This is a genomic window from Bradyrhizobium sp. 33ap4 (assembly GCF_032654765.1).
GTDB lineage: Bacteria > Pseudomonadota > Alphaproteobacteria > Rhizobiales > Xanthobacteraceae > Bradyrhizobium > Bradyrhizobium australafricanum.
The window spans coordinates 35,281-59,421 of sequence record NZ_JAUMTJ010000022.1 but is presented as its reverse complement, the minus strand read 5'-3'; the positions used below and the strand labels follow the sequence as shown (position 1 = coordinate 59,421).

General features: G+C 59.6%; 27 protein-coding genes. 3 read left to right on the top strand and 24 right to left on the bottom strand.

Going from position 1 to position 24,141, the window contains the following annotated elements; genetic code table 11:
* Nucleotides 1–69 precede the first annotated feature (69 nt).
* The 14 genes from Q2M23_RS18600 to dnaK all read right to left on the bottom strand — a co-directional run bounded on the left by Q2M23_RS18600 (nucleotide 70) and on the right by dnaK (nucleotide 12,314).
* Nucleotides 70–495: a thioesterase family protein gene (locus Q2M23_RS18600; protein ID WP_057016348.1), complete on the bottom strand. Its 426-nt coding sequence runs from the start codon at nucleotides 493–495 to the stop codon at nucleotides 70–72.
* Nucleotides 496–498: 3 nt separating this feature from the next.
* On the bottom strand, nucleotides 499–1,095 hold the full coding sequence (locus Q2M23_RS18595; protein WP_316396434.1) for a superoxide dismutase: 597 nt from the start codon (nucleotides 1,093–1,095) through the stop codon (nucleotides 499–501).
* Between the two features lie 673 nt (nucleotides 1,096–1,768).
* On the bottom strand, nucleotides 1,769–1,960 hold the full coding sequence (locus Q2M23_RS18590; RefSeq protein WP_316396432.1) for a hypothetical protein: 192 nt from the start codon (nucleotides 1,958–1,960) through the stop codon (nucleotides 1,769–1,771).
* Nucleotides 1,961–2,020: 60 nt separating this feature from the next.
* Nucleotides 2,021–2,413, bottom strand: coding sequence for a hypothetical protein (locus Q2M23_RS18585; protein WP_141340224.1), 393 nt, complete (start codon nucleotides 2,411–2,413; stop codon nucleotides 2,021–2,023).
* A 74-nt stretch (nucleotides 2,414–2,487) separates the two neighbouring features.
* Entirely contained in the window at nucleotides 2,488–2,685 is a 198-nt protein-coding gene (locus Q2M23_RS18580; protein WP_057016351.1) for a hypothetical protein, read from the bottom strand.
* Between the two features lie 189 nt (nucleotides 2,686–2,874).
* Entirely contained in the window at nucleotides 2,875–4,902 is a 2,028-nt protein-coding gene (locus Q2M23_RS18575) for a cache domain-containing protein (protein WP_316396429.1), read from the bottom strand.
* The gene (locus Q2M23_RS18570) at nucleotides 4,881–6,269 is read right to left on the bottom strand and encodes a sigma-54-dependent transcriptional regulator (protein WP_076825120.1); all 1,389 of its coding nucleotides are present in this window, start codon (nucleotides 6,267–6,269) and stop codon (nucleotides 4,881–4,883) included. Before Q2M23_RS18570 ends, Q2M23_RS18575 begins: the two co-directional genes overlap by 22 nt.
* Before the next feature lie 309 nt (nucleotides 6,270–6,578).
* On the bottom strand, nucleotides 6,579–6,782 hold the full coding sequence (locus tag Q2M23_RS18565) for a hypothetical protein (RefSeq protein WP_316396427.1): 204 nt from the start codon (nucleotides 6,780–6,782) through the stop codon (nucleotides 6,579–6,581).
* A gap of 136 nt (nucleotides 6,783–6,918) precedes the next feature.
* The gene (locus tag Q2M23_RS18560) at nucleotides 6,919–7,206 is read right to left on the bottom strand and encodes a chaperone modulator CbpM (RefSeq protein ID WP_316396425.1); all 288 of its coding nucleotides are present in this window, start codon (nucleotides 7,204–7,206) and stop codon (nucleotides 6,919–6,921) included.
* Nucleotides 7,206–8,111 carry a J domain-containing protein gene (locus Q2M23_RS18555; protein ID WP_316396423.1) on the bottom strand — a complete coding sequence of 302 codons (906 nt, stop codon included), beginning with the start codon at nucleotides 8,109–8,111 and terminating at the stop codon, nucleotides 7,206–7,208. Before Q2M23_RS18555 ends, Q2M23_RS18560 begins: the two co-directional genes overlap by 1 nt.
* Before the next feature lie 74 nt (nucleotides 8,112–8,185).
* Nucleotides 8,186–8,368, bottom strand: a complete 183-nt coding sequence (locus Q2M23_RS18550; protein WP_316396421.1) for a hypothetical protein — start codon at nucleotides 8,366–8,368, stop codon at nucleotides 8,186–8,188.
* A 77-nt stretch (nucleotides 8,369–8,445) separates the two neighbouring features.
* Nucleotides 8,446–9,672 carry a hypothetical protein gene (locus Q2M23_RS18545; RefSeq protein ID WP_316396420.1) on the bottom strand — a complete coding sequence of 409 codons (1,227 nt, stop codon included), beginning with the start codon at nucleotides 9,670–9,672 and terminating at the stop codon, nucleotides 8,446–8,448.
* An 83-nt stretch (nucleotides 9,673–9,755) separates the two neighbouring features.
* Complete coding sequence (locus Q2M23_RS18540) at nucleotides 9,756–10,244, bottom strand: DUF992 domain-containing protein (protein WP_057016357.1); 489 nt, start codon at nucleotides 10,242–10,244, stop codon at nucleotides 9,756–9,758.
* A 171-nt stretch (nucleotides 10,245–10,415) separates the two neighbouring features.
* The gene (dnaK, locus tag Q2M23_RS18535) at nucleotides 10,416–12,314 is read right to left on the bottom strand and encodes a molecular chaperone DnaK (RefSeq protein WP_316396418.1); all 1,899 of its coding nucleotides are present in this window, start codon (nucleotides 12,312–12,314) and stop codon (nucleotides 10,416–10,418) included.
* A 390-nt stretch (nucleotides 12,315–12,704) separates the two neighbouring features.
* Between dnaK and fdhD the strand changes: the two genes are divergently transcribed.
* Nucleotides 12,705–13,508, top strand: coding sequence for a formate dehydrogenase accessory sulfurtransferase FdhD (gene fdhD, locus Q2M23_RS18530; protein WP_316396416.1), 804 nt, complete (start codon nucleotides 12,705–12,707; stop codon nucleotides 13,506–13,508).
* 60 nt (nucleotides 13,509–13,568) lie between these two features.
* On the opposite strand, the gene Q2M23_RS18525 is transcribed toward fdhD, so the two are convergent.
* Nucleotides 13,569–14,498 (bottom strand): DUF5996 family protein, encoded by a 930-nt coding sequence (locus Q2M23_RS18525; RefSeq protein ID WP_316396414.1) that lies wholly within the window; start codon nucleotides 14,496–14,498, stop codon nucleotides 13,569–13,571.
* Nucleotides 14,499–15,109: 611 nt separating this feature from the next.
* Between Q2M23_RS18525 and Q2M23_RS18520 the strand changes: the two genes are divergently transcribed.
* Entirely contained in the window at nucleotides 15,110–15,376 is a 267-nt protein-coding gene (locus tag Q2M23_RS18520; protein WP_057016361.1) for an Hsp20/alpha crystallin family protein, read from the top strand.
* Between the two features lie 69 nt (nucleotides 15,377–15,445).
* On the opposite strand, the gene grpE is transcribed toward Q2M23_RS18520, so the two are convergent.
* The gene (gene grpE / locus Q2M23_RS18515; RefSeq protein ID WP_316396412.1) at nucleotides 15,446–16,096 is read right to left on the bottom strand and encodes a nucleotide exchange factor GrpE; all 651 of its coding nucleotides are present in this window, start codon (nucleotides 16,094–16,096) and stop codon (nucleotides 15,446–15,448) included.
* An 83-nt stretch (nucleotides 16,097–16,179) separates the two neighbouring features.
* Nucleotides 16,180–16,707, bottom strand: a complete 528-nt coding sequence (locus Q2M23_RS18510) for an HdeD family acid-resistance protein (protein ID WP_316396410.1) — start codon at nucleotides 16,705–16,707, stop codon at nucleotides 16,180–16,182.
* A gap of 7 nt (nucleotides 16,708–16,714) precedes the next feature.
* Here Q2M23_RS18510 and Q2M23_RS18505 point away from each other — a divergent pair, with 7 nt between their 5' ends.
* The gene (locus Q2M23_RS18505; RefSeq protein WP_194295313.1) at nucleotides 16,715–16,972 is read left to right on the top strand and encodes a hypothetical protein; all 258 of its coding nucleotides are present in this window, start codon (nucleotides 16,715–16,717) and stop codon (nucleotides 16,970–16,972) included.
* A 43-nt stretch (nucleotides 16,973–17,015) separates the two neighbouring features.
* Here the strand turns inward: Q2M23_RS18505 and Q2M23_RS18500 are convergent, their stop codons facing one another.
* The 7 genes from Q2M23_RS18500 to Q2M23_RS18470 all read right to left on the bottom strand — a co-directional run bounded on the left by Q2M23_RS18500 (nucleotide 17,016) and on the right by Q2M23_RS18470 (nucleotide 23,909).
* The gene (locus Q2M23_RS18500; protein WP_316396408.1) at nucleotides 17,016–18,221 is read right to left on the bottom strand and encodes a mechanosensitive ion channel family protein; all 1,206 of its coding nucleotides are present in this window, start codon (nucleotides 18,219–18,221) and stop codon (nucleotides 17,016–17,018) included.
* 94 nt (nucleotides 18,222–18,315) lie between these two features.
* Nucleotides 18,316–18,429, bottom strand: coding sequence for a DUF2474 family protein (locus Q2M23_RS18495; protein ID WP_057016363.1), 114 nt, complete (start codon nucleotides 18,427–18,429; stop codon nucleotides 18,316–18,318).
* Nucleotides 18,429–19,433, bottom strand: coding sequence for a cytochrome d ubiquinol oxidase subunit II (gene cydB, locus Q2M23_RS18490; protein ID WP_316396406.1), 1,005 nt, complete (start codon nucleotides 19,431–19,433; stop codon nucleotides 18,429–18,431). Before cydB ends, Q2M23_RS18495 begins: the two co-directional genes overlap by 1 nt.
* Before the next feature lie 4 nt (nucleotides 19,434–19,437).
* A complete protein-coding gene (locus tag Q2M23_RS18485) occupies nucleotides 19,438–20,850 on the bottom strand; it encodes a cytochrome ubiquinol oxidase subunit I (protein ID WP_316396404.1) in 1,413 nt (470 codons plus the stop codon).
* 58 nt (nucleotides 20,851–20,908) lie between these two features.
* Nucleotides 20,909–23,176 (bottom strand): FdhF/YdeP family oxidoreductase, encoded by a 2,268-nt coding sequence (locus Q2M23_RS18480; RefSeq protein WP_316396403.1) that lies wholly within the window; start codon nucleotides 23,174–23,176, stop codon nucleotides 20,909–20,911.
* Between the two features lie 98 nt (nucleotides 23,177–23,274).
* Nucleotides 23,275–23,484 (bottom strand): hypothetical protein, encoded by a 210-nt coding sequence (locus Q2M23_RS18475; protein WP_168857351.1) that lies wholly within the window; start codon nucleotides 23,482–23,484, stop codon nucleotides 23,275–23,277.
* Nucleotides 23,485–23,702: 218 nt separating this feature from the next.
* A complete protein-coding gene (locus tag Q2M23_RS18470; protein WP_057016368.1) occupies nucleotides 23,703–23,909 on the bottom strand; it encodes a CsbD family protein in 207 nt (68 codons plus the stop codon).
* Nucleotides 23,910–24,141: the final 232 nt, after the last annotated feature.

Sequence of the window (24,141 nt, the reverse complement as noted above, 5' to 3'; positions counted from 1 at the left end):
ACATGGCTATTGCCCATGGTTGATGATCAATTCCGGCTCTAGACGACTGCAGTATGAAGCGCCCCGGTCTCAGCGCGGCGTGGCGCGGGTGGCCGCGGATCGCGCGACCTTTTCGTCAAGGCGTTTTCGCAGTTTGGCGAGCTCAACGACCATCCGCTCGTGAGTCCCCTTGCCAATTTCCTCGATTTCATCGGAGGCGCGGACGGAAAATGCGATCCGGCGGCCGTCGACCGCTGTGACTTCGGCCATGGCGGTAACCGTCTGTCCAACCACAGTCGCAGCAAGATGCTGCACGTTGACCATGGTGCCGACCACGCTCTCGCCCGGCTCGAGATAATCACGAACGGCATTGAGGGCAGCATTCTCCATCGCCATGATCATGACCGGTGTCGCCAACACCGGCGGCAGGATGCTGTCCTTGAACCGGTTGGCCAGATGTTCGGGCTTCACGACGAGCGTGAAGCGTCCGGTTGTGCCAGTCGATATGCGCTTCATCGGTCACGCTGCCCTCTTGAAGAGATCCTCGACATACTCCCAGTTCACGAGGTGCTCGAGAAACGCCCTAATGTAATCGGCCCTTCGATTGCGGTAATCGATATAGTAGGAGTGTTCCCAAACGTCACAGCCCAGTATGGGCTTTGCACCATAGACGAGCGGATTCTCGCCGTTGGGCGTTCTCATAACAATTGTCTTGCCGTTCTGCACTGCAAGCCAACACCAGCCAGAGCCAAACTGTCCGACGCCGGCGGCGACGAACTCCTCTTTCATCTTCTCGATCGAACCGAAGTCCGCCTTGATTTGCCGCTCCAGGATTCCCGGCAGCGCGCTTCCGGCGTGCGGCTTCATCCATTTCCAGAAGTAGGTATGGTTCAGGTCCTGGCTCGCATTGTTGAATACAGGAACGTTGCTTCCAAAGGAGCCGATGACGACATCCTCCAGGCTCATTCCCTCCCATTCGGTGCCTTTGATAAGGGCATTGAGCGCATTGACATACGCGGCGTGGTGCTTGTCGTGGTGATACTCCAGCGTTTCCCTGGACATGTAGGGAGCGAGCGCGTCATGCGCGTAGGGCAGATCAGGAAGCGTGAAGGACATGGACATCTCCTCTGGAGAGAACATTCGCGACGGCGCACCGCCTGGTGCTGCGACAAACGCGCGTCGCCGTGGATCTCGTGGTTCAGATGTCACCGGCTGTTTTCTCTTCGACCTCGGTTCTTCCGAGCAGAACGCAGTCATGCAACGGATGAAACGCCATGGGGTCCTCTCTCGGGGGTGAACGGCGGTGCCAAAGTGCGATCCTTGCCGATATCGGGCCGGAGGCCGGCAGTACGTGACGGATAGTCGTTGCCGCTGCGGCCCCCAATCCTGATCCTGAGCAACTCATGTGCCACATCGGAAGCTCTACGATATCAATCAGTTGCGTCGTAGGAGGGAAGCGCTATCGGACAACTTGTCGAAAGCAAAACGGACAAAATGTCCTGCGTGTCGCTTTGGGGCACTACTCACCAAACTGAGGGTGAAAGATTGCCTGTCAAAACTACCGTCCGATATGGATCGAAATCGATGAGGGCGATCGGCGATAACCCTCGAGAACGTCTAGCCTTCCAAGAACCGGCACGCCCAGATGAGGCTGCGTCGATCATTCACCTACGTCGGCCATGGCCGGCTATTTCGCTAGGATTGGGCTAAGGGACGCAAAGTTCCGGTATGAGCTCTTTAAGCGAGCTCTGGAAGCGTTTCGGAACAACACATCGAGACGACGGCGCGACTAGTCGGCCCCATCGAGTGACGGCCGGGCTGCACGAAATCCGTGCGCGTCCGCAAAACGTAGCGCCTCGACGATCATCGTCTTCACGACCTTGGGCTCATCATCGTGATTGAGCTCGTACTCCAACAGCATTGAGGCAAACGCCTCCTCGTCAACCTTTTCCAGCGCATCAGCCAGTTCATTCAGCGTCATCACGCATCGCCTCGTTCGCGATCTCGCCCTGCCGCTGGTACAGCGGGGCGCCCAGCTCGCCTAGTTCCCCTGACCATACATAATCGCGAGGGCGGCAAGGGCAAGCAGGATGTACTCGCCATTGTAGTCGGCGTCATCGTCGGTAGAGAGATCGAATTGCTTCCACACGCCGTCCAGCTTTCCAGCGTCATGCTCAGCAACGACTTTGACGGCGACCTCGCGGATGGCATCGAATTGCGAAAAGTCGAAGTGCAGCCCCTGATCGTCCATGAACAGCCCGTGGTTTTGCAAAAAGGCCGCCATCGGCATCGTCGTCTCACTGATATAAAAGAGCAGGTCGTCCGCTTCCAACGGCCGATCCTGTGCCTGCGGCATGAGACCGACCTGATTGATGAGCAGATGCGCCTTGGCCTGCATATCTTTCGATAGCTGCTGGTTGGACACAACGGTCATTTCTGGAGCTCCTCGCTCTTCACACCAGACTGGGAGGTGTCACCAACGGCCGGAAAACATCGGCCTGCCTGGCATCATTTGATGCGGCGTCCCTGGAAGTAGCCCTCGTTGGTGGTGTTCTCGCGGATGTTTGCTGTATCACCCTGTTCCGCGTAGTTGTCTTCGCGCTTCTTCGACGACGTATCTTTCTTGACTTCGGGGTCACCGCCGGTGCCCTTCGGGCTACGGTTGGCCGGCGGAACAGGGGGCATCTTCCCATGATGACGTGGCATCGCTGCGTCTCCTTGACCTCAGACTCATTGTTGCACGCGGTTGAAGCTTCTGCCGCCCTTGGCGATTCCAGCAACAGCCATGCCAAGCGAGGCTTCACGCGATATCAATCGCTTGATGACCGCGGCCAGGGGCCGATGGACAATTTGTCTTTGCAGCGGGACGAAATGTCACCGGCTCTTCGGTCGCCATCAGTCCTCCGCAGGCAGCCAGACCGTAAATGTCGTACCCTTGCCGGGTTCGCTCTCAACGGAAATCTTACCACCCTGGCGGGTTACAAGCATCTGGCTGATGGACAGCCCCAAGCCGGTTCCCTCCCGCCTCTTGGTGGTGAAGAATGGATCGAAGATCCGCTGCATTACGTCCGGCGTCATACCGCCGCCGGTGTCCGTCACATCGATCATGACGCCACGGCGCCTGCCCTCATCCCGATCAAAGGTTCGAATCGTCAAACGCCCGCCTCCGGACGTCGCGTGAATTGCGTTGACAAGGAGATTGACCAGCACCTGCTGCAATTCAGTGCGATTCATTGAGACTAGGCGTGAGGCGTGATATTCCGTTTCGATGCTGATCGTTGTCTTGTTCAGCAGATGTTGAACGAGTGGCAACGTGTCGGTGACGACGACGGCTGGATCATATTGATCGGTAAAGCCGGCATACTCCTGCGGCTTGGCGAATTGCAGAAGCCTCGTCACAATTTCACTGACGCGATGCATCTGCTCGTCGATGAGCCGAAACTCCGTTTTTGCTTCGTCGGCCTTGGCGCCCATCATATCCCTGATGATCTCCAGGTTGCCCTGCATCACCGCGATGGGATTGTTGATCTCATGGGCTACACCAGCGGTGATTTCGCCAATTGCAGCGAGCTTTTCGGACATGATCAACTGCCTGGTTGTTGCTTCGAGCTGCTGGTTCGCATGCAGGAGCTTGTTTGTGCGCTCCTCGACGCGCTGGTTGAGCTCCTGGTTCCATTGCCGCAGCTGGGCGTCGCGCTCGTGGATCTGATCGAGCAGTCGATCCAGATGAACCGCAACCTGCTCGATCTCGTCGCGCCCATCGACGGGTCCCGTTCGTGCGCCTAGTTCGCCGCTTTCCACTTTCGAAATCGTTGTCGTCATCCGCTCAAGAGGCCGGAAGATACTTGCCGCCCACGTCAAGAACAGCGGAACAGTCAGTGCAACCGCGACGGCAAATGCCAGCGCGATTTCCAGAACCGTACCGCGCTTCGCTGCGGTGAACGGTTGCCGAAGATAGCCGGCGTAAAGCATTCCGACGCGACGATCATAGCTGTCACGGATCGGCTCATAGGCAGAGATGTACCAGTCGTTGACGACGAATGCGCCATCGAGCCAAGTCTGGCCACGATCGAGAACCGCATCTCGAACTTCCGCAGAGACGCGCGTGCCAATTGCACGCCTCCCCTCGAACATCCTCACATTGGTACTGATACGCACATCATCGAGGAAGAGCGTCACGGTCCCGCGACTGCCTTCCGGCAAACCCGCCCCGAAGTAGATCAGATCATTGATCGTGTCGACAAAGGCGAGGTTCTGATTGAGCAGCATTCCACCGACCAACGCGGCCTTTCGTCCGTTCGGCAGCGAAACCGGCGTCGCCGATTGCAGTACCAGCCCCCGGCTCTCCTGCGTCCGCGTGGTCGGCGCGCTTCCGGGTGTCGCGACGATGTCGATCTGAGCGCGCTTCGCAAGATCGGCGGAGATCGCCGCGAGCTCCATGGATTGAAACACATCAATCGCGGTTCGTGCCCGACCCTCAAGCGCCGAGCTGATGACGGGCCAATTCCATCGTGGCGCGGCCGCCATCTGATATTCACTCGCGATCACCGCGCCATCGTCAGCGATAATGTAGAGAAAATCGAAGCCGCGCGCCTGCGCGATGTCCTTGAGATAATCGCTCAGGGCACCACGCTCATAGCCCGGGGTTTGCACAATCGACTGAAAGAGCGCGGAATTCACCGACGATACCAGATAGTCCTCCGTGTTCTCGAAAATTCGCCCGAGATATTGCCTGGCGATCGTCAGGTCGTCATGGACCTTGGACGTCAATACTGCGTCGAACCTCACGTTCCAGCGATAAATGCTGATCGCAAGAAGCAACGGAAGAATGACGAGCATCGGCAAGAGTGCCATCGCCAGCAGGCGATACCGCACGGAGGCCCTTGGAGAAAAACTCGTTATCAGAGTTGCCAACTTGCGCATTTGCGATCGATCGTTTTGCGCGAGATGCCGAGACGGCGTGCCGCTTCCTCACGGTCGCCTCTCGACTCGCGAAGCACAAAAAGGATGTGTCGCCGCTCCACATCGGCGAGTGTGACATCACTGGTCGATCTTTCGGCTCGTGACTTGAGATAGTCCTCCCGGAATTCACCGAGGATCACCGTCCGCTCAATCAGATTGCGGAGCTCCCGTATGTTGCCTGGCCAATCGTACTGCAAAAGGAAGGTACGCATTCCGACGTCGATTGGAACGCGCGGCATACCAAGCTGATCGGAAATCTCACGCATGAAGATATCGGCGAGCTCGAGCACATCCTGATCGCGCTCCCGAAGGGACGGAAGATCGATCTGCATGACGTTGATGCGAAAATAGAGATCCGCGCGAAAGGTGCCGGCTGCAACCCGCTTCTGCAGATCGGCGTTGGTCGCGAAGACATACCGGGCGTCGATCGGCACCTCTCGCTCCGAGCCGACGGGACGCACCCGACGATCCTCAAGCACACGCAACAGCTTGCTTTGCAGATGGTAGGGGAGCTCGCCAATCTCGTCCAGGAAAAGAGTGCCGCCTTGCGCGAACATAAAAAGACCCTCTCGGGTCTTCCCTGCGCCGGTGAATGCCCCCCTCACATGGCCGAAGAGTTCGCTTTCGATCATTTCTGAAGGGATTGCGCCGCAGTTGACCGGCACGAACAGCTTGTCCGCTCGGTTGGACAGCGAATGGAGCGATCGAGCGGCAACCTCCTTGCCTGTTCCGGACTCGCCAGTAAACAGAACCGGCGTCGGCAACGGCGCCACCCGGGCGATAGTCTCCCGTGCCTTTTGAATTGCTGCGGATGCTCCGAGGAGCTTGTTTCGCAGATACAGCTGCTGCGAGGACGACTTCAGCTCATGGCGCAGTACGAAATTCTCCCGCTGCAGTCTCGCCCGGTCAAGGCAACGCGCAACCGCATTCAGCAATTGATTGGATCGAAATGGCTTTATCACAAAATCGATGACGCCGATGCGCAGTGCGCCAATTGCTGTATCAAGATCAGCATAGGCGGTCATAAGGATGACATCGGTGAAGAACCCGATCGCTCGCTGCTCGGCAAGCCAGTCCAGGCCACTCTTTCCAGGCATGACATTGTCAAGGATGACGACGTCGAAATGCTGCCCATCGAGTTTCCGCGACGCATCCCTGGCGTCCGCGGACTCCTCGATCAGCCTGCAGCGAGGTCGCAGGAGCTTGACGAGGAAATTGCGTATGCCGGGTTCGTCGTCAACGACAAGAATCGAGGCTTGCGCAAGCCAAGGTCCAAATTCCGGGTCGACCACCGGTTCGGCAACGTCACGCGGGGTTTCCTCAGACATTCATATCTCTCCCGACACCGCTCTTGACGACCACCATCTCAACGCAGGGCGATGGCCTTCTCCAGCGCCATGAAAAAAGCGAAGGCAAAACAGTATGCCTACCACAGGCCACGCCAGGCCATAAGCCATTCCGCTCCTCGGCTGGATCGCGAACATCGCAGGATGCCCAAGCCAGCGCTTGAAGCCGTTGTCGGCGACCGTCAATTCGGCGATAGAGAAAACGCCCTGACGTTGGCATAGTGTTCCCCACCCATCGCTGGGGTTGTTCTCCAAGGCGACGGCGCGCTCGCGTTAACGCTCGCGCGCGGGTTACTTTTCTTCGGTCGGTGTCGAGATGAACGAGGACTTCCCGAAGTGCGGATCGATCGACGCTTTCTTGTCGTCACCAAGGAAGACGGGCGCCAGATCCTCATCGACCAGGATCTTCGCTGCCTGCTGCGTTTGCGGGTCCCCGTCAACGTCAAGGCGCGTCGCCGCCTCAAGGAGCAAGGCCCACACGTCATCGGACGACAAGACGTTCTTCACGAGGAGCGTGCCGGACCAGGGCCTCAAGCACCAAGCCAACAATCGGTCCGTTGCCGAGCGTGCGTTCCATCGAATAGCTGCTCCCTAATGCCTGTCCCCCGATCGACCGTGGTCACCCGTTCTGTCAAACCGTTCGTGAATCGTCGTCAAGTGCGGTACGCATCAGCGCGAAAGCTTGTCGAACACCATGCAGCTGATCGATGAGATGGACGATGACGTGGATCCCCTCATCGTTGACACCTAGATCGCTCTTGAGATCGCGGATCAGGTGCGCGCGGGCGACGTCCGCGTCAGAGAATTGCGCGCCTGAAGCCGCCTCGGTTGGAATCAGCCATCGTTGCTCCAGCCAGAACTCGAGTGTCTGCACCCGCAGTCCCGACGAGATCAGAAATTCCTGTTTGTTGAGGGTCATCACAAGGTGCCTTCGCGCGGATCGAACTCTCTCCCCTTGGCCCAGTTCTCGACGAACGCTTCCAATTCCGGATCCGGCGATTTCGGCAGGACGATCGTCAGCTTCACCAATTCGTCTCCGGCACTTCCCCCTCGGCGCGGGGCGCCCTTTCCTCTGAGGCGCAGTGTCGTGCCTGTGTTCGATCCCTTCGGCACCGCCATCGTAACATCACCGGTCGGTGTCGGCACCCGGATTTGACCGCCCAGAACCGCCTCGGTCAACGAGATCGGCACTTCGAGCAGAATGTTGTCGCCGTCCCGCATGAAGCGCCGATCCGGCATGACCTCGACTTCGATGAGGGCATCGCCTGGTCCGCCTTTGCCGGCACCGGGAGCTCCCTTGCCCTTCAAGCGCAAAACCTGCCCATCTACCAGGCCCGGGGGAATTTTCACTTCCAGCGTCCCGCCATCCGGCAGTGTGATTCGCTTGGTTGCACCGCTGATCGATTCGACGAACTCGATAGGCAGGCGATAATGGAGATCTTCACCGCGCCGGTTTGCGCGTGCGCGCTGCCCGCGCCTTAGCAGCTCGGCAAGCGCATCGTCCGAATTCATGAAGTCGGCAAAGCCGGCCCCGCTCGTGTAAGCATGCGGGTCTCCAGCATCGGCGTAGTCGCGATAGAAGTGATGCTGCGGCCGCTCAGCTTCCGTCGCGTCGATCTCACCATTATCGAAGCGCTTGCGCTTGTCGGCATCGCTAAGCAGGTCATAGGCGCCGGCCGCCTCTTTGAACTTTTCCTCCGCAGCCTTGTCGCCGGGGTTGAGGTCAGGATGCAGCTTCTTCGCAAGCTTGCGATAGGCCTTCTGTATCTCGGCAGCCGAAGCTGAGGAGGATACCCCCAACACATCGTACGGGTTCTTAGCCAATTGCCGCTCCCGACTTGAAGATGGCAGAGATCGGCCTTTCCCGTAGCGGGGAACGGCCGCGAGCCGGGTCCCGATTATTCAACATGACCGGGATCCACGTATTTGGGGTAATTCTTCAGTTGCTGAGGCGTCATTCGTGCGGGATCCGGTGCTCCAGGAACACCGCGCGGACCCAGCTGCGCCCGCACGATGTCGTCGTCCGTTAGACGCGGCTTGCCGTCGTCGAGTTGTCCATTGCCTCCGAGACTCGTTGTCATCGCCTTCCAACCTCTGCACGCCTTTCTTAACGATGTTCCAGGCACCGCTTGCCTGACAAGAATCGTCCGCGTCACGCCTAGCGTTGCTCGGGACGCCGCTCCTCGGGTCTTTCACCGGAACGCTGCTGCTCCGGGGACCCGCGGCGCGGAAGAGCTCCCATTTCCTCCCTCTGCGGTTCTGTTCTCGCAGCGGGTGCGGCAGGTCTGGCTTCGATTTCCGGCCGCGCCGCCGGACGAGCCATGGGTTCGGGGCGAGGCTCCGGCCTCGGTGTGGACTCTGGCCGTGCTTCCGGCACGCGGATGTCCTCACGCTTTCGTTCTTCCGGAGGAAGAGGTCCTGGGGCCGCCTCGGGCCGCGGCGTTCGTTCACGCTCAAGTTCGCGAGGTGCGGCTTTTCCGGCTTCATCCGCTGGCGACTTGCGCGCCGGCGCGGACCCCTCCGCTGGACGTCGAGCGTCTTCGAGCCGCTGCCGCGAGGGGTCCTGGGGACGCGCGCCCTTCAGCTCTTCGGGTCGATGTTTTTCCGTATTCGACGGCATGACCTCGGCGGGCGGGTGTGGTCGAACAATGTCCCGCCCGTTCAGGATCGATGGGCGTGGCGTAGCCATCACGGGCGGTGCGCCAGCGTTTGCTCTGTTGAACAGACGGGTGTCGTGGCTCGCGACCTCGACGTGTTTGCGTTGCAACGGCGTGGGTGCGAAATGTTGTTCCTTGGCGACGGCTCTGTCCGCAGCGGTCGGACGAGCCTCGACGCCGCCTCGTCCGCCATTGTAGCTGACGTTGTTCACCGTCTCATTGACGACGACGGTTTTCTGATAGACGTTTCTAATCGTCACACTCCGCACGTTGTTGACCGTGCTGTTGTAGAAGAATTGGCCACGATCCCAGCGGCCACCTTCGTAACCAATGCCCGAATAGCCGAAGCCATAGTTGACGCCGCCATAAAAGCCGACGCGCTCACCCCAATAGCCCGGGTGGAAAATGTAGGCTCCTGCAAGCCGCCCCCAGTAGCCCGGGGTCCATAACAGGCCCGGTCGCGGTGGTTGCACCCAGGTTCCCGGCACCCAATAGTAGTCACCGGCATCCTCATCCCACGACCAATATCCCGGAGACCAGAGATAGCCCGGCGCAGGCACAGGGGGCTGTTCGTATCGAGGCAACGGCGGCGGCGGCGTTTCCACCGCCGTGACTTGAGAGCAAGCTGCTTCCTGGGACAACGCGGCCGCCGGCATTACGCATGCGCTTCCAAGCAGCAATACGGCGAGAACTACGGGAGATGTCGTCGTCAACAGTCGCTTCAACATATGAGAACCTTCGCGAGAAAGCGTTGCTATTCGCGTGATGACGACACCGTTCGCAGCGGCGAACGGTGTCAATTTCGGTACCCCTAGCGACCCGGCTGCAGCGTCATGCTCTCCAATCCTGCTGCGACGATCAGGCCGGTTTCCGCCTGCACGCTCAGGGGTTGCAGCGCGATGCTGTTGTTCGAACCGCCCAGCAGCACGTTGCCGCCCACACCGACGATTGCCGCAGCCATCGCGTCGACGCCGACATAAGTCCCGGCGATATCGCCGCGGCCAGGCTGGGAAACGGGCGCGAACACCGACCAGGCAAGCGCGGTGCTCTCGGTAATGCCGATATCGAGACCAACCTTCTGAATCGTGGCGATATAGTAGTCCTCGGGCAGTCCGTTGATCCGCAAGACGCACGCCAGATTGGTTACCGCGCCGACGATAAAGCCGATGCTCGGTCCACCCTTGCATTCAAGTACGCCGACTTGCACCTTTTGGGCCGGCTGCTGGCCTTGCGCGCTTGATACCAGGGCGGCCAGCATTGCTCCGGCAAAGCCAGTGAGGACCGTCGAACGTCGTCGCATAAGAAAGCTCCTAAAAAATGAAGGCGGGATGCCTTCAAGACTTCTGCTTATGGAGTAAAAGGAAGCTACCGGGATTGCATCCCAGCACTTGAGAGCCGGAGTTTCGTCCCGACGGCGGCGCAAAGCACGACTGGTAGCCGCGAGCTCGCGCCCGCGCTTGCAGGGGGCGTGCTATTTCGAATTCTTCTTGTCGTCGTCGATTTCCGTAAATTCGGCGTCGACGACATTGTCGCCGCCTGAACTCGGTGCAGAACCAGGAGCCGCGTGCGAGGAACTCTGCATGGCTTCCGCAAGCTTCATCGAGTGCTGCTGCAAGGCATTCACTTTCGTGTTGATCGTCGTGGCATCGTCGCCCTTCAACGCTTCGCGCAAATCGGACATGGCACTCTCGACTGCGCTGCGATCTGATGCCGCGAGTTTTGAGCCATGCTCGGCAACCGTTTTCTCCGTTGCATGCAGCAGCGCCTCGGCGGCGTTCTTCGCCTCGACTGCTTCCTTTCTCTTCTTGTCCTCCGCGGCATGCGCCTCGGCATCCTTGACCATCTTTTCGATGTCGCTCTCGGACAGGCCGCCGGATGCCTGAATCTGAATGTTCTGTTCCTTGCCGGTGCCCTTGTCCTTGGCCGAAACGTTGACGATGCCGTTGGCATCGATGTCGAACGTCACCTCGATCTGCGGTACGCCGCGCGGCGCCGGAGCAATGCCGACGAGATCGAACTGGCCGAGAAACTTGTTGTCGGAGGCCATCTCGCGCTCGCCCTGGAAGACGCGGATCGTCACCGCGCTCTGGTTGTCCTCGGCGGTGGAGAAGACCTGGCTCTTCTTCGCCGGAACCGTCGTATTCCGCTCGATCAGCCGGGTGAACACGCCCCCCAGCGTCTCGAGGCCGAGTGAAAGCGGCGTCACGTCGAGCAGCAGCACGTCCTTGACGTCGCCCTGCAGGACGCCGGCCTGGATTGCCGCGCCGACGGCGACGACCTCGTCGGGATTGACGCCCTTGTGCGGCTCCTTGCCGAAGATCTTCTGCACGACCTCCTGGATCTTCGGCATACGGGTCTGGCCGCCGACGAGCACGACTTCGTCAATGTCCGTGGCCGTGAGCCCGGCGTCCTTCAGGGCGTTGAGGCACGGCTCGATCGTCCGCTGAACGAGGTCCTCGACCAGGGACTCGAATTTGGCGCGCGTGATCTTGACCTGAAGATGCTTTGGGCCGGAGGCGTCCGCCGTGATGAACGGCAGGTTGACCTCCGTCTGGGTGACGGTGGAAAGCTCGATCTTCGCCTTTTCGGCCGCTTCCTTGAGGCGCTGAAGGGCGAGCTTGTCGTTGCGCAGATCAATGCCTTGTTGCTTCTGGAACTCGTCGGCGAGGTAGTTGACCAGCCGCATGTCGAAGTCTTCGCCACCCAGGAAAGTGTCGCCGTTGGTCGCCTTCACCTCAAACACTCCATCGCCGATATCGAGAACGGAGATATCGAAGGTGCCGCCGCCGAGGTCGTAGACGGCGATCTTGGCCTGCTTCTTCTTGTCGAGACCGTAGGCAAGTGCCGCCGCGGTGGGTTCGTTGATAATGCGCAGAACCTCGAGACCAGCGATCTTGCCGGCGTCCTTGGTAGCCTGGCGCTGCGCATCGTTGAAATAGGCGGGAACAGTGATGACGGCCTGCGTGATCTTCTCACCGAGATTGGCCTCGGCTGTTTCCTTCATCTTCTGCAGGATAAAAGCCGATATCTGGGAGGGCGAATACGGCTTGCCCTCAGCCTCGACCCAGGCGTCGCCATTGGACGCCTTGATGATCTTGTAGGGTACGAGCGTCTTGTCTTTCTCGACCGTCGGATCATCGTAGCGGCGGCCGATCAGGCGCTTCACGGCAAAAATGGTGTTGGTCGGGTTGGTCACCGCCTGCCGCCGGGCCGGCTGCCCGACCAGACGTTCGCCATCGGACGTGAACGCCACGACGGAAGGTGTGGTGCGCGCCCCCTCCGCGTTCTCGATGATGCGCGTGTTCTTGCCGTCCATGACCGCGACGCAAGAATTGGTCGTTCCGAGGTCGATTCCGATCACCTTTGCCACGTCGCGCTCCTCTACTTTTTAATTGATCGACAATGTGCGGTTTGCGTCCCTGCGCCAATACCGTTGAGCAACAGATGTGCCACATCACAGCTCGCGTGATTTCAACGACTTACGCCGCGAGATCACGACACGTCGGACATTTTGTCCGGAGCGCCTCGGACAAAGTGTCTATTGGCTTAGGCACGCGTGACGGGCCTCGGTCTGTCCTGCTGCAACCGACGCTATGGAAAGATTGTCGATTATCGGTGGACAAATTGTTCGTCGATCCACCGAAGCCACGTCGTAAGCTACTGACGTCGTTCAGTCGGCCGGGTGGCACGCATGTTGCGACGGGACTTCCGATAACGTTCACCCGAACGGTCCAGATCGTCGGCTAGCGCGAGCAATGACATGACCAACCAAACCCTGAGCATTTCGGCACGACGCCTTGCGTTCAACGATCGCAATGACGGCGATCTCGTTCGTGCTGTTCCCGTTGAAACGCCCGTCGCAATCGAGGTCTGTGGGATAGGCTATGCCGTGATGATGGCAACGCCGTCCGACCTTCGCGACTACGCGGCGGGATTCGCGTTGGCCGAGGGCCTAGTCAAGCATGTCCGGGACCTCAGCGACATCATCGTCCACGAGACGGAAGGCGGCTGGATCATCCGGCTCACCTTGCCTGCAGAAGGCACGGCAATCGCGCTGGAGCGCGCTCGCAGGCGCGTTTCGGAGAGCAGCTGCGGGCTGTGCGGATTGGAAAATATCCAGCAGGTGCTGCGCCCGTTGCCGCCGATACGTGGGCGCATCACCACGAGCCGGGAAGCCATCGCTGACGCGCTAAACGCCCTGCAACACCATCAGACGCTCGGCCGATCCACCGGCGGAACACATGCGGCGGCATTCTGCCGCCCCGACGGATCAATCCTGTGTGTTCGGGAGGACGTCGGTCGACATAATGCGCTCGACAAACTGATCGGCGCGCTGGCGCTGTCCGACATCCCGGCGTCCGGTGGTTTTCTGCTGCTCTCTGCCAGATGCAGCTATGAACTTGTTGAGAAGGCCGTTCGCGCGGGCTGTCCGATGCTCGTCACCATTTCAGCGCCTACGAGCCTTGCGGTCGAACGCGCAGAGCAAGCGGGACTCACGCTCGTCGCACTGGCTCGCCCGGACTCCGCCCTGATCGTTTGCGACGTGCACCGAAACATCTCGTAAGGAAGCCTGTGCACATCCATGGACAATGCATCTGCCGTCGTGCATGCATCCATCGGAGATCTACTCCGGACGACCGCTGCCCAGCAGGGCGGAATCCCAGCCCGCCGCGGTCGCACCGGCGTTGTAGGTCGATTCCAGGAAGGCAAGCAGATCGCCGTCAGGATCGCCGGACAGGCGCAGGTCGTCGTAATCGAGGAGAAACTCGCCCAGGCCGGCATCCCATCGCGCAGCGCTTGGCCCGATCTTCGCACTCTCGATACTTTGTGGCTGCGGATAGGTGAAGGAGTAGAATGCGGGTCTGGGACACGAGGGATCACCCGGCCACCACCCCATCTCCATCAACTCCGCATTCATTGCATTGCGCCGGACAAAACCGGCGTTCGGCGCCGGTGAAGCAGGTTTGCCGTTATAGAATGGCAGACGAATGTCGAACGTCCCCCACATCAGACCGATGGGTTGCGTCTTGCCCGTGAACCTTCCCTGAAAGACCTGCATGACGCGTTGCGTATTGAGAAGAATGCGCCACCAGGCGTTGACCATGTCGCGTTCGTATGAGCGTTGTTGCCTATCCTCGTCGAACGGGATCGCGTTGGACACTTCCTGCGGCATGAGCGTGATGGCAGCATCTATTCCCGCATGACGTAGCCGGTCGAGGAATGTGTCGACCAGCACTGCGACCGATGTCGGGCCCAGCGGCAGTTGTCCCGATCCGCCCGAACTCGTGAACCACTGCAACTCGTGCGAGATGAAGTCGGCGCGCACCTCGTAGACGCCGCCAGCGCAAGGGATCGGACCTGTGGTCGGGCCTCTCGCGCCGAGCCACAGCGGAACCCCAGCCCATTGCGCCTGGAAAGGTCCGGCCAGCTTGAGCTTGCCAACCGCCTGCAACACCATGTGGAGAAGATGTCGCGTCTGCTCGAAGGCCTGGCAGGACAGAGCCGGCCAAAGATCGCCAGAAGGAGCATTGGAAGATGACTTGCCGGTATTCATGGCATGTCCTCGCACAGTTGTTGGCGGGGGAGAATTTGCGCCTTGGCTTCAAGACAAGATCTGATCATGGCGGGCTCGATCAACCGTTCAACGCATGGAAAGCCGAAAGCCATCATTCGCCTATTGCAAGCCACGCCAAGGCTTGACGACCCCCGCTTCGAGAGCTCTTCGACGAACTGAAACCGCTGTGTATAGCTGCGAAATCCTGATCACGTTCGATCGATCAAATACCATTTCTTGGTCTAGATCCTGAATTGCGCGCTCGAAGCGCTTCCGTCGCCACGCCTCAACGCGACGCAATCGCTCCACAAGAAGTCGGACGTCAGCGATCTCAGACGCGGCCTGATCGATGTTGCTCGACACTCGACACCTCCCCAGCCTGCATGATCAATGCTAGCGCCATTTTTGGAGACGTCCAGAGCGTACAAGTGGCGATCGCGCCAGACTTGCATCAGACAACTTGTCCGATCGACTTTGACAAAGTGTCTGCGGGCTCACTGATCAACACCTTAAGCCGTTGATATGATTGCCGCGCGGATGGCACGCGTATTGCTGCCGGTTGATCCGGTCGATGGGCTACGCCGTCGCATGTACGACCAGGATGGTTCACGATGCTGAATGTTGACGTGAACGAGACAGATGACGAACTACAAATCGTTGCAGAGCTGCATGGTCTAACGGCAAACGACATAGACGTGTCCGTTGAGCGTGGTGTACTCACCATCATCGCTGAGCGACAGGTGAACGACGGCCGTGGTGCCGAACGGACAATCAGAGTCTTGAGCTCGATGCTATTACCCAGTTCGGTCGATGCTCATAAGATAAACGCGTATTTCGACGACGGCGTGATGACCGTGACGTTTCCCAAGCACAGGTAGTCGATCCGAGCCGACACTGCTAAAGCCATCGAGGCCATCGCGCGGCACGCCCGGAGGCGAGCGGACATTTCAGCTCGCGACGCCGACTTTCGCGGACCTCAACGAACGCGATCCGATCGCGTAACCGGGCTGCACGACCGTCGTGACGGTGCCGCTTGGCACTGACGGATCTTTGACCTGGAACATGGCCTCGTGAAAGTGAGGATCAAACCGGCTTCCGGCCGGATCGAGCCTCTTGACGCCGTGCGCTTCCAGCGATCGCAACAGCTCCTTTTCGGTAAGCTCCACACCCTCGACAAACGTCTTGAAGGGGCCGGCATTGTCGCGCAGCTCCGCAGGAAGACTGGACATCGCACGTTCCAGATTGTCCGCGACATTGACCATATCGCCCGCGAACTTGGTTACGGCGTATTGCCGCATGTCGTTCAACTCACGCTCGGAGCGCCGGCGTACATTTTCGGCATCCGCGAGCGCCCGAAGCAGCCGGTCTTTGAGATCGACATTCTCCGCCCCGAGCCGCGCAATGGCCTCATGCACGTCTTCTGCGGCGCTTGGCGGGGTGTCCGCAGCATCTGGCGATCCGGAGGTTGTTTCCCTTGCAGAGCCCTCAGGCATCACCTTCTCTACACCTTGCTCCGCCTGATGAGTCCCTCCTTGAGGGCGGTGTGAGTGAATCTGTCTGCTGTGATGAGGATCGTTGGGCGGGCCGTTATTGGTCATGGCAGCTCTCTTATCTCGCCGTTGATATGACGTTTGAAGGTCGGCCGGACAAGCGGCGTTCTTCGCTCGCCCGAGCCGGCCGTCTACCGCATACCGCGGAGCTGCAGGCCCAGACCAAGCAGCGTGCAGCCCTGGAAAACCAGGTCGATCGACAACAACAGGCCAAGCAGCCAGAGACTGTTGAGTGGCCAACCTAACAGAAACGCCAATCCTGCGATCGCGGTGAGCAGTCCAGAGGCAAATAGCCAGCCCCAACCGCGATCTCCCTTTGCTCTAAAGCTGAGCAACAGGCGCATGACGCCGGACGCGATCGTGCAAACGGCCAATATGAGAGTCAAAACAAGTGAAGCGATTGCTGGATCCAGAACGATTGTCGTACCGGCCGCAACATAGAAAAAGCCTCCCAGGCCCCAAAGAAAGAACCCGCGCCAGTTTTTGACCCTAAACGCATGGACGATCTGAAAGGCGCCCGCGATGATCACCAAGACGCCGATGTAGAAGATCGTTGCGATGGTCGTCAACAGCAGATTGCTGAGAGCTCCGAAGCCCAGCGCAATAAAGAGAATGCCCAGAGCGACGAACCAACCCCACTTCCCTCGCGCTTCGGTCATCAATCCCGTGAACGCCCGCCTCGGTTCCGGCATTCCAATTGTTTGCGCCATGATGAATTGCCCAGAGATTGAGTTGTTGGTGACTCGCTGCACATGGGCCGTGCCCCGCGATGCAGACGACGACATTCTTGCAACTGACGACAACGCAATCGACGTGCCAGACCGCAATCGACGTGATTTCAATCAGTTATGGCAATCGATGTCGCTGAAAGGTCATTTTGTCCGGAATCGTTGGGACAAAATGACCGAAGCGCCGAAAGGCTAACTCGCCGGCACGAGCGTCCACGAAGCAAGAATGTTGCTGGGATTCATGCCACGCCGCCTTTCGGAACGGCCTTGCCCACCACCCCCGTCCCGTTCGTCGGATCACTGCTCGGCGCCGTATTGTGAGGAAAAAGCTCGATCCCTGTCGGGACGGCCTCCACGTAGAGCGACTGACTTGGAAAGGCGAAATCAGATCCCGCCTTTTTCACGATCGCCTTGATGGCATACGCCAGCTCCTCCTTGATCTTCAGCCAGTCACCCCAGACCGTGGTGCGGGTGAAGCAATAGACCATGACATCGATCGACGATTCATTGAACTTGTCGACACGTACGAACGCGACGGCTTCAGGAGGATGAACGAAATCTTGACTGCCGAGGATGTACGCCTCGATTGCATCACGGACATCGCGGAGCTGGCCGATCGTCGTGCTGTAATCGAGGCCGATGATCCAGGAAATGCGGCGAAACCTCATCTGCGAGAAGTTGGTGACGGCATTGTCCGCCAAATACGAATTCGGAACGAATACGGGTGCTTGATCGAACCGGCGGACTTTCGTTGTCCGCAGACCAATGGTTTCCACCGTTCCCTCGACGATGCCCTCGGCGAGGATCCAATCGCCGTTCCGAAAGCGCTGCTCGCCAATGATGAAGATCCCGGAGATCAGATTCTTGAACAGATTCTGGGCGCCTAGCGCCACCGCGACGCCGACGAGGCCGAAGCTCGCCAGTACAGGCCCGACGTGAATGCCCCAGACCTCCAGGACGGCGGTCGCACCGAGCGCAACGATGATGGCGCGCCCGACCCTGACCGTCCAGCCGATCATGGCCTGACTGAAGATCGGCGTCCGGCCATCCAGAACCGCGCATAGGGGCCCGATCACCTCGAACAGCGCCCAGAAGATTGTGAATGCGGTCAACGAACGATCAATCTGGAGGAGCCCATCCTTGAGCCTCTGATTGGTCAGCACGCATTCGCCGATAATAAATACGGCCAGGACGATCGGAATAAACTGAATCGGCGGAGCAAGTGCCTCGACGATCGTGCGGTTGAGGCCGACCTTGCTCGACGACCAGGAGTGGATACGGGAGACGATAAAGCGGCTGAAAAGCCGCCGGATCAGCACTGCGATCGCGAGAATGACGATCGAAACGATGAAGTGTCCAACGGTTAGATCCAAGACGCTTCGCTGCCAGAACGAAAGCACGATTGTCCAGAGCGCGGTCAGTTCGCTATTCGGAGCATGTGTCATGCAGGAACGTGCCAGAGACTGCGGTGCTTTCCGCCGGAACCTGCGGCTCCGCGACAAACGAGGTGGTCAAATGACCGGGCTGACCGGAACTGAATTAACGTAACCACATTCTGATCACGCCCGAGACCAAGCCGACCGCCACAACGCTTGCGATCCAGATCGCGGCCATCCACACGAGCCGTTGCCATAGCGGAATCCGCGCCTGCATCAGTGATACCCTGCGGTGCCGGCCTTGCCGCGAAACACCCAGTACGCCCAGCCTGTGTATGCGAGGATGAGCGGAATAATCACGCAGGCGCCCACCAGCATGAACAACTGGCTTTCGACCGGTGCCGCGGCATCCCAGATCGTAATCGCGCGTGGAACGGCGTAAGGATAGATGCTGATTCCGAGCCCGATGAAGCTCAGCAGGAAGAGTGCCAGCGCCATGAGGAACGGCAACCGCTCGAACTCTCGCTTCAGACTCCAGAAGAAGGTTACCGCGCAGATCAGCACCAACAGCGGCACCTGGGCCGTCAACAAGACGCCGGGCATTGCGAACCACCGCCGCCAGTAGTCATAATCGAGAAACGGCGTCACCGCGCTGACGGCCCCCAGCGCCAAAAGCGTGCCGGCGCCGAGCCAGAAGGCGGCACGGCGCGCGTGACGTTGGCTCGTCCCCTCCGTCTTCCAGATCAGCCACGTTGCGCCGAGCAGCGCATAGCCGATCACAACCGCGACGCCGGTCAGGATGCTGAATTGGCTTAGCCAGTCGAGCCAGCCGCCGGCATAGGCATCATTGACAACGTGGATACCCTGCAGAATTGCCCCGAGAGTAACACCTTGCGCAAAGGCGGCCACCAGGGAGCCCAACCAGAACGCAATGTCCCATAATGGCCGATGCCCTGGATCGCGCCAGCGGAACTCAAAGGCGACGCCGCGGAAGACGAGCCCAAGCAGCATGGCGATCATCAACGGATAGGTGGCTGGAAGGATGATCGCATAGGCGAGCGGAAACGCCGCCAGCAGACCGCCGCCGCCCATCACCAGCCACGTCTCGTTGCCATCCCAGACCGGCGCGATCGAATTCATGGCCTGGTCGCGCTCGTCGCCGACCGCAAAGCTCGGGAACAGAATTCCGATGCCAAGGTCGAACCCGTCCATGACGACGTAGGCCATCACCGCAAATCCGATGATCGCAGCCCAGAAGGTCGTAAGGTCGATGCTGGACATGGCCTCACTCCGCCGCAGTCAGAGGCACGCCGACACTGCCCGCCGGCGTAATGCCTGCGGCGCGCTGCGGCACCTTGGGCGGCTCCTTCTCGCCCGGCGCGGGCGGCTTCGCCATCAGTCGCAGGAGATAATAGGTGCCGGCGCCGAACGCGGCGAAGTACACCAGCAGGAAAGCGACAAGCGAGGCCGCCACAGCCGGCGCAGCCAGCGGCGAATGTGATTCCGCCGTTCGTAACAGTCCATAGACCGTGAAAGGTTGCCGACCGACCTCCGTCGTCACCCATCCAGCGATCACAGCGACAAAGCCGGCCGGTCCGAGAACGACGCACGCGCGATGCAACCAGGCCCAGTCGTAGAGCATTCCCCGGAAACGCGCGAGCAGGCTCCAGATACCGACAGCGAGCATCGCAAATCCAAGGCCGACCATGATCCGGAACGACCAGAACACAATCGGTACCGGCGGCCATTGATCCCGCGGAAAGTCGCTGAGTCCCGGTAAAGGTGCATCCGGATCGTGTTTGAGGATCAGTGACCCCAGGCGAGGCACTTCGAGCTTATGATGGACCTGCGCTGTCTCGTTGCTGGGGAAGCCGAAGAGGATAAGCGACGCGCCATCGGGGCTGGGTTCGTAGTGCCCTTCCATAGCAAGAACCTTGGCGGGCTGGTGTTCCAGCGTGTTGAGGCCATGGGCATCACCCGCGAGAATCTGGATCGGAGTCACGATCGCGGCCATCCACATCGCCATCGAAAACATCTTGCGTGCGCCGGCATTGCTGCGGTCTCGCAGCAGATGCCAGGCGCCCACACCGCCAACCACGAACGCCGTCGTCAGATAGGCCGCGATCACGGTGTGAACGAGGCGATACGGAAAACTGGCGGTGAAGATGATCGGGATCCAGGATCCGGCGGGCACAAACTGGTCCTTCGCATTGATCGCGAAACCCGCCGGCGTCTGCATCCAGCTGTTCACGGCAATGATCCAGGTTGCCGAGATCAGTGTGCCAAGCGCGACCATGCACGTTGCGAAGAAATGAAGGCCTTTCCCGACCTTGCTCATGCCGAACAGCATGACGCCGAGGAAGCCGGCCTCCAGAAAGAAGGCCGTCATCACCTCATACGCCATCAGCGGCCCGATGATCGGCCCGGCTCGCGTGGAGAATACCGACCAATTCGTACCGAATTGATATGAGAGCACCACCCCCGAGACGACGCCCATGCCGAACACAACGGCGAAGATCTTCAGCCAGTAGCGGAACAGGTTGGCATAAACGCCTTGCCCCGTCTTGAGCCACAACGCCTCGAGCACCATCAGATAACTCGCAAGCCCGACCGAGAAAGATGGAAATATGAAATGGAACGAGACGGTGAACGCAAACTGGGCACGTGCCAGAATCACCGCATCGAGATTGTCCAGCAATGTCCCCTCCTTGCCTCAGGATATGCGTCCCGGCACTTCGTCTCCGGCATCCGGCCGATCAAGCGGCAACAACTCGCACCGGAATGGACTTGGCTGCCGGCGTCCCGCTGATCTTGTCGTAGTAGTCGAGAGGCAGCAGCGGATTGAGCTCGGGGTAATATCCCGCAACCGATCCGCGCGGCATCGGATAGTCCAACACCCTCAGTCCGCTCACGCGCCGCTGTATGCCATCATCGCTGATCGTCTCGAGCGCAATGCCCGAGCCGTCCTCGAGCCCTCGCGCCGCGCGGTCCTCGGCGTTCATGAACAGAACCATTCGGTCATTGTAGACACCGCGATAGCGGTCGTTGTTGCTGTAGATCGTCGTGTTGAATTGATCGTGCGAGCGAATGGTTGCCAGTCGCAGCATGTCGGGATCTGAAACGGATGCGTTCACTTCCAGACCCGGCAGAAGCAGAAAGTTCGCCTTGCCGTTCGGCGTCGGCCAGACCAGTTCGCGCGGCGGCACGTCGAGGTGAAAGCCTCTCGGGCTTTCGATCCGCTCGGAGAAGTCGCTGTAGATCTCCGGATAGACCTCCGCGATCTTGTCGCGGATCAAGCAGTAATCCTCGCTGTAGCTTCTCCAGTCGACCTTGCTGTTCGGCAACGTCGCTTGCGCGATCCGGCAGACGATTTCCACCTCGGGCAGGAGATGCGGGCTCGCCGGTTGCAACACGCCGCGAGACGCGGTGACGTTTGACATCGAGTCTTCGATCGTCACGAACTGCTCACCGGCTGCCGTCCGGATGATCTCCGAACGCGCGATGACGGGCAGCATCAAGGCGTCACGACCATGAACCAAATGTCCGCGATTCAGCTTGGTGGTAATGGCGACCGTCAGCGCGAGCTTTCGCATCGCCGCGTACGACCGTTCGGTATCGGGCACGGCACGAACGAAATTGCCGCCGAGGCCGATGAAGACCTTCGCCGTCCCCGCCTGCATCGCGGCGACGGACTCAATGGTATGATGACCATGTTCGCGCGGGGGCTCGAACCCAAAGACGTCGCGAACGCGATCGAGATAGTCCTGGCTCGGCTGTTCGTCGATCCCGACGGTACGGTCTCCCTGCACATTGGAATGACCGCGAATGGGCGATATTCCGGCGCCCGGCTTGCCGAAATTGCCCTTGAGCAGGAGCAGATTGACCAACTGCTGCACCAGCCGCGACCCCTCCTGGTGCTGCGTGATCCCCATCCCGTAGCAAATGATCGTCGCGCGCGAGCGAATGTAGATTTCGGCGCATCGCCGGATCTGCGATTCCTCAAGCCCGGAGGCCCTCTCCAATTCCGGCCATGTCTGCGCCATCGCGTCGTCCCGGATCGCATCGAGGCCGAGGGTATGCTCGCGGATAAACTTCCAGTCGACGATCTTCTCGCCGGATTCCTCGCGTTCGAAAATGACCTTCATGACCCCCTTGAGGAAGGCGAGGTCACCGCCGATGCGGACATGAACGAACTCGCTGGCAATCTTGGTCGAACCGAGCGTTGCCATCTGAATGACATCCTGCGGATCGGCGAAGCGCACCAACGCACGTTCGGGCATCGGATTGACGGCCACGATCGGAACCCCGCGCTTGCTCGCTTCGACCAGATTGCTCATCATCCGCGGCGAATTCGTTCCGGTGTTCTGCCCGATGACGAAAATCGCTTCAGCGTGCGCGAAATCATCGAGGATAACGGTGCCCTTCCCGACACCGATCGAGGGCGGCAAGCCCCGGCTGGTCGGCTCGTGGCACATGTTCGAGCAGTCGGGGAAATTGTTGGTTCCGAACTCCCGGACAAATATCGAGTAGAGAAACGCCGCTTCGTTGGGTGTGCGGCCGGATGTATAGAATTCGGCCTGGTGCGGACTTTCAAGAGCCCGCAAATGCTTGCCGATCAGGGCGAACGCGTCGTCCCAGCTGCAAGGCACGTAGCGATCCGACCATGAATCATAGCGCATCGGCTCCGTCAAACGTCCTTGCATCTCGAGCCAGTAGTCCGGCCGCTCCATGAGTTCGGACACGGTGTGCCGTTCAAAGAACTCTCGTGTGACCCGAAACTTCGTTGCCTCAAACGCCAACGCCTTGGCGCCGTTCTCGCAGAAATCGAGCGTTTTCTTGCATTCCGCGTCGGGAAACGCGCAACTCGAGCACTTGAATCCGCCGGGCTGGTTCATCGACAGAAGCGCGCGCGATCCCTTCGTCACCACACTCTGCTCGAGAAGAATCTTTGCAGTCGCTGCGGCGGCACCCCAACCGCCGGCGGGATGATGATACGTCTTGAAGCGCGGCTTACCGTCCAACATAAATCAACTCCGCAATTGCCAGATCTTCAGTAGGGTCTTCAGCTGAGTGACCTGAATAAGATCACCCGCAGCACGCTGGGCCGCGTTTCCGGCTCGCTTTATCGATCCTGATCGAGGTTGGCGACGATCACCTTGTCGATCAGACCTTCGTTGTGCCGGATGAAGTCGTCGCGCGTCATGCCGGAAGCACGCCACGCATCCTGAAGGCCCGCGTCTCTGTGAAGCCACTCGTTTCGCGTTTGATGATCGATCTTGTGACGTCGCGCGTCCTGCGATCCGTGCGACGCCTTGTCGTGGTCCTTCGACATTGTATCTCCTCATGTATCCTGTCGTAGCTTGGCACACTCGTCGAGGCGCAGATCTCCGCAGTCCAAGAGAGTCTTGAAGCCGCACTCCGCCGATCAGCGCTGCGCAGCGACCTGTTGTGATGGCGTTCAGCGTCCAATTGCGCGCGAGCTCTACGAACAATCGGGCATCGATACTGCTTCGCAGCAGCCGTGGATCCGCCGGGGTCAATCAATCGGGATCAATCCCAATTTGCTTCCTTGGCCCATTTGTCGACCTCTTTGCGGACCTGGTTTTTGTCAATGCCGTAGAGATCTTGCAGCTTGCCCTCCAACCGCTCTCTGTCACCGTTGATGACATCAATGTCGTTGTCGGTCAGCTTCCCCCATGTTGCCTTGAGCGCACCCTTTGCAGCCTTCCAGTCTCCTTCGATGCGATCCCAGTTCATTTTCATCTCCTTCTTTTGCCCAACCGTGAAACGTGCATCGAGGAAAGGTTAGCAACAGGCGTGCCAGTCTGAGCTCATCGTCATATCAATGAGTTAGGCGGTCTTGGCTACCGGCAATGGACAATTTGTCACGACAGATTTGGCCAAGTTGTCCGCCGAGAACTGCCGCGCCGGCGCGACGCCGATGCCACCCAGCCTGAACGCGTTACTATTGGGCGTGGGATGGGTTCAG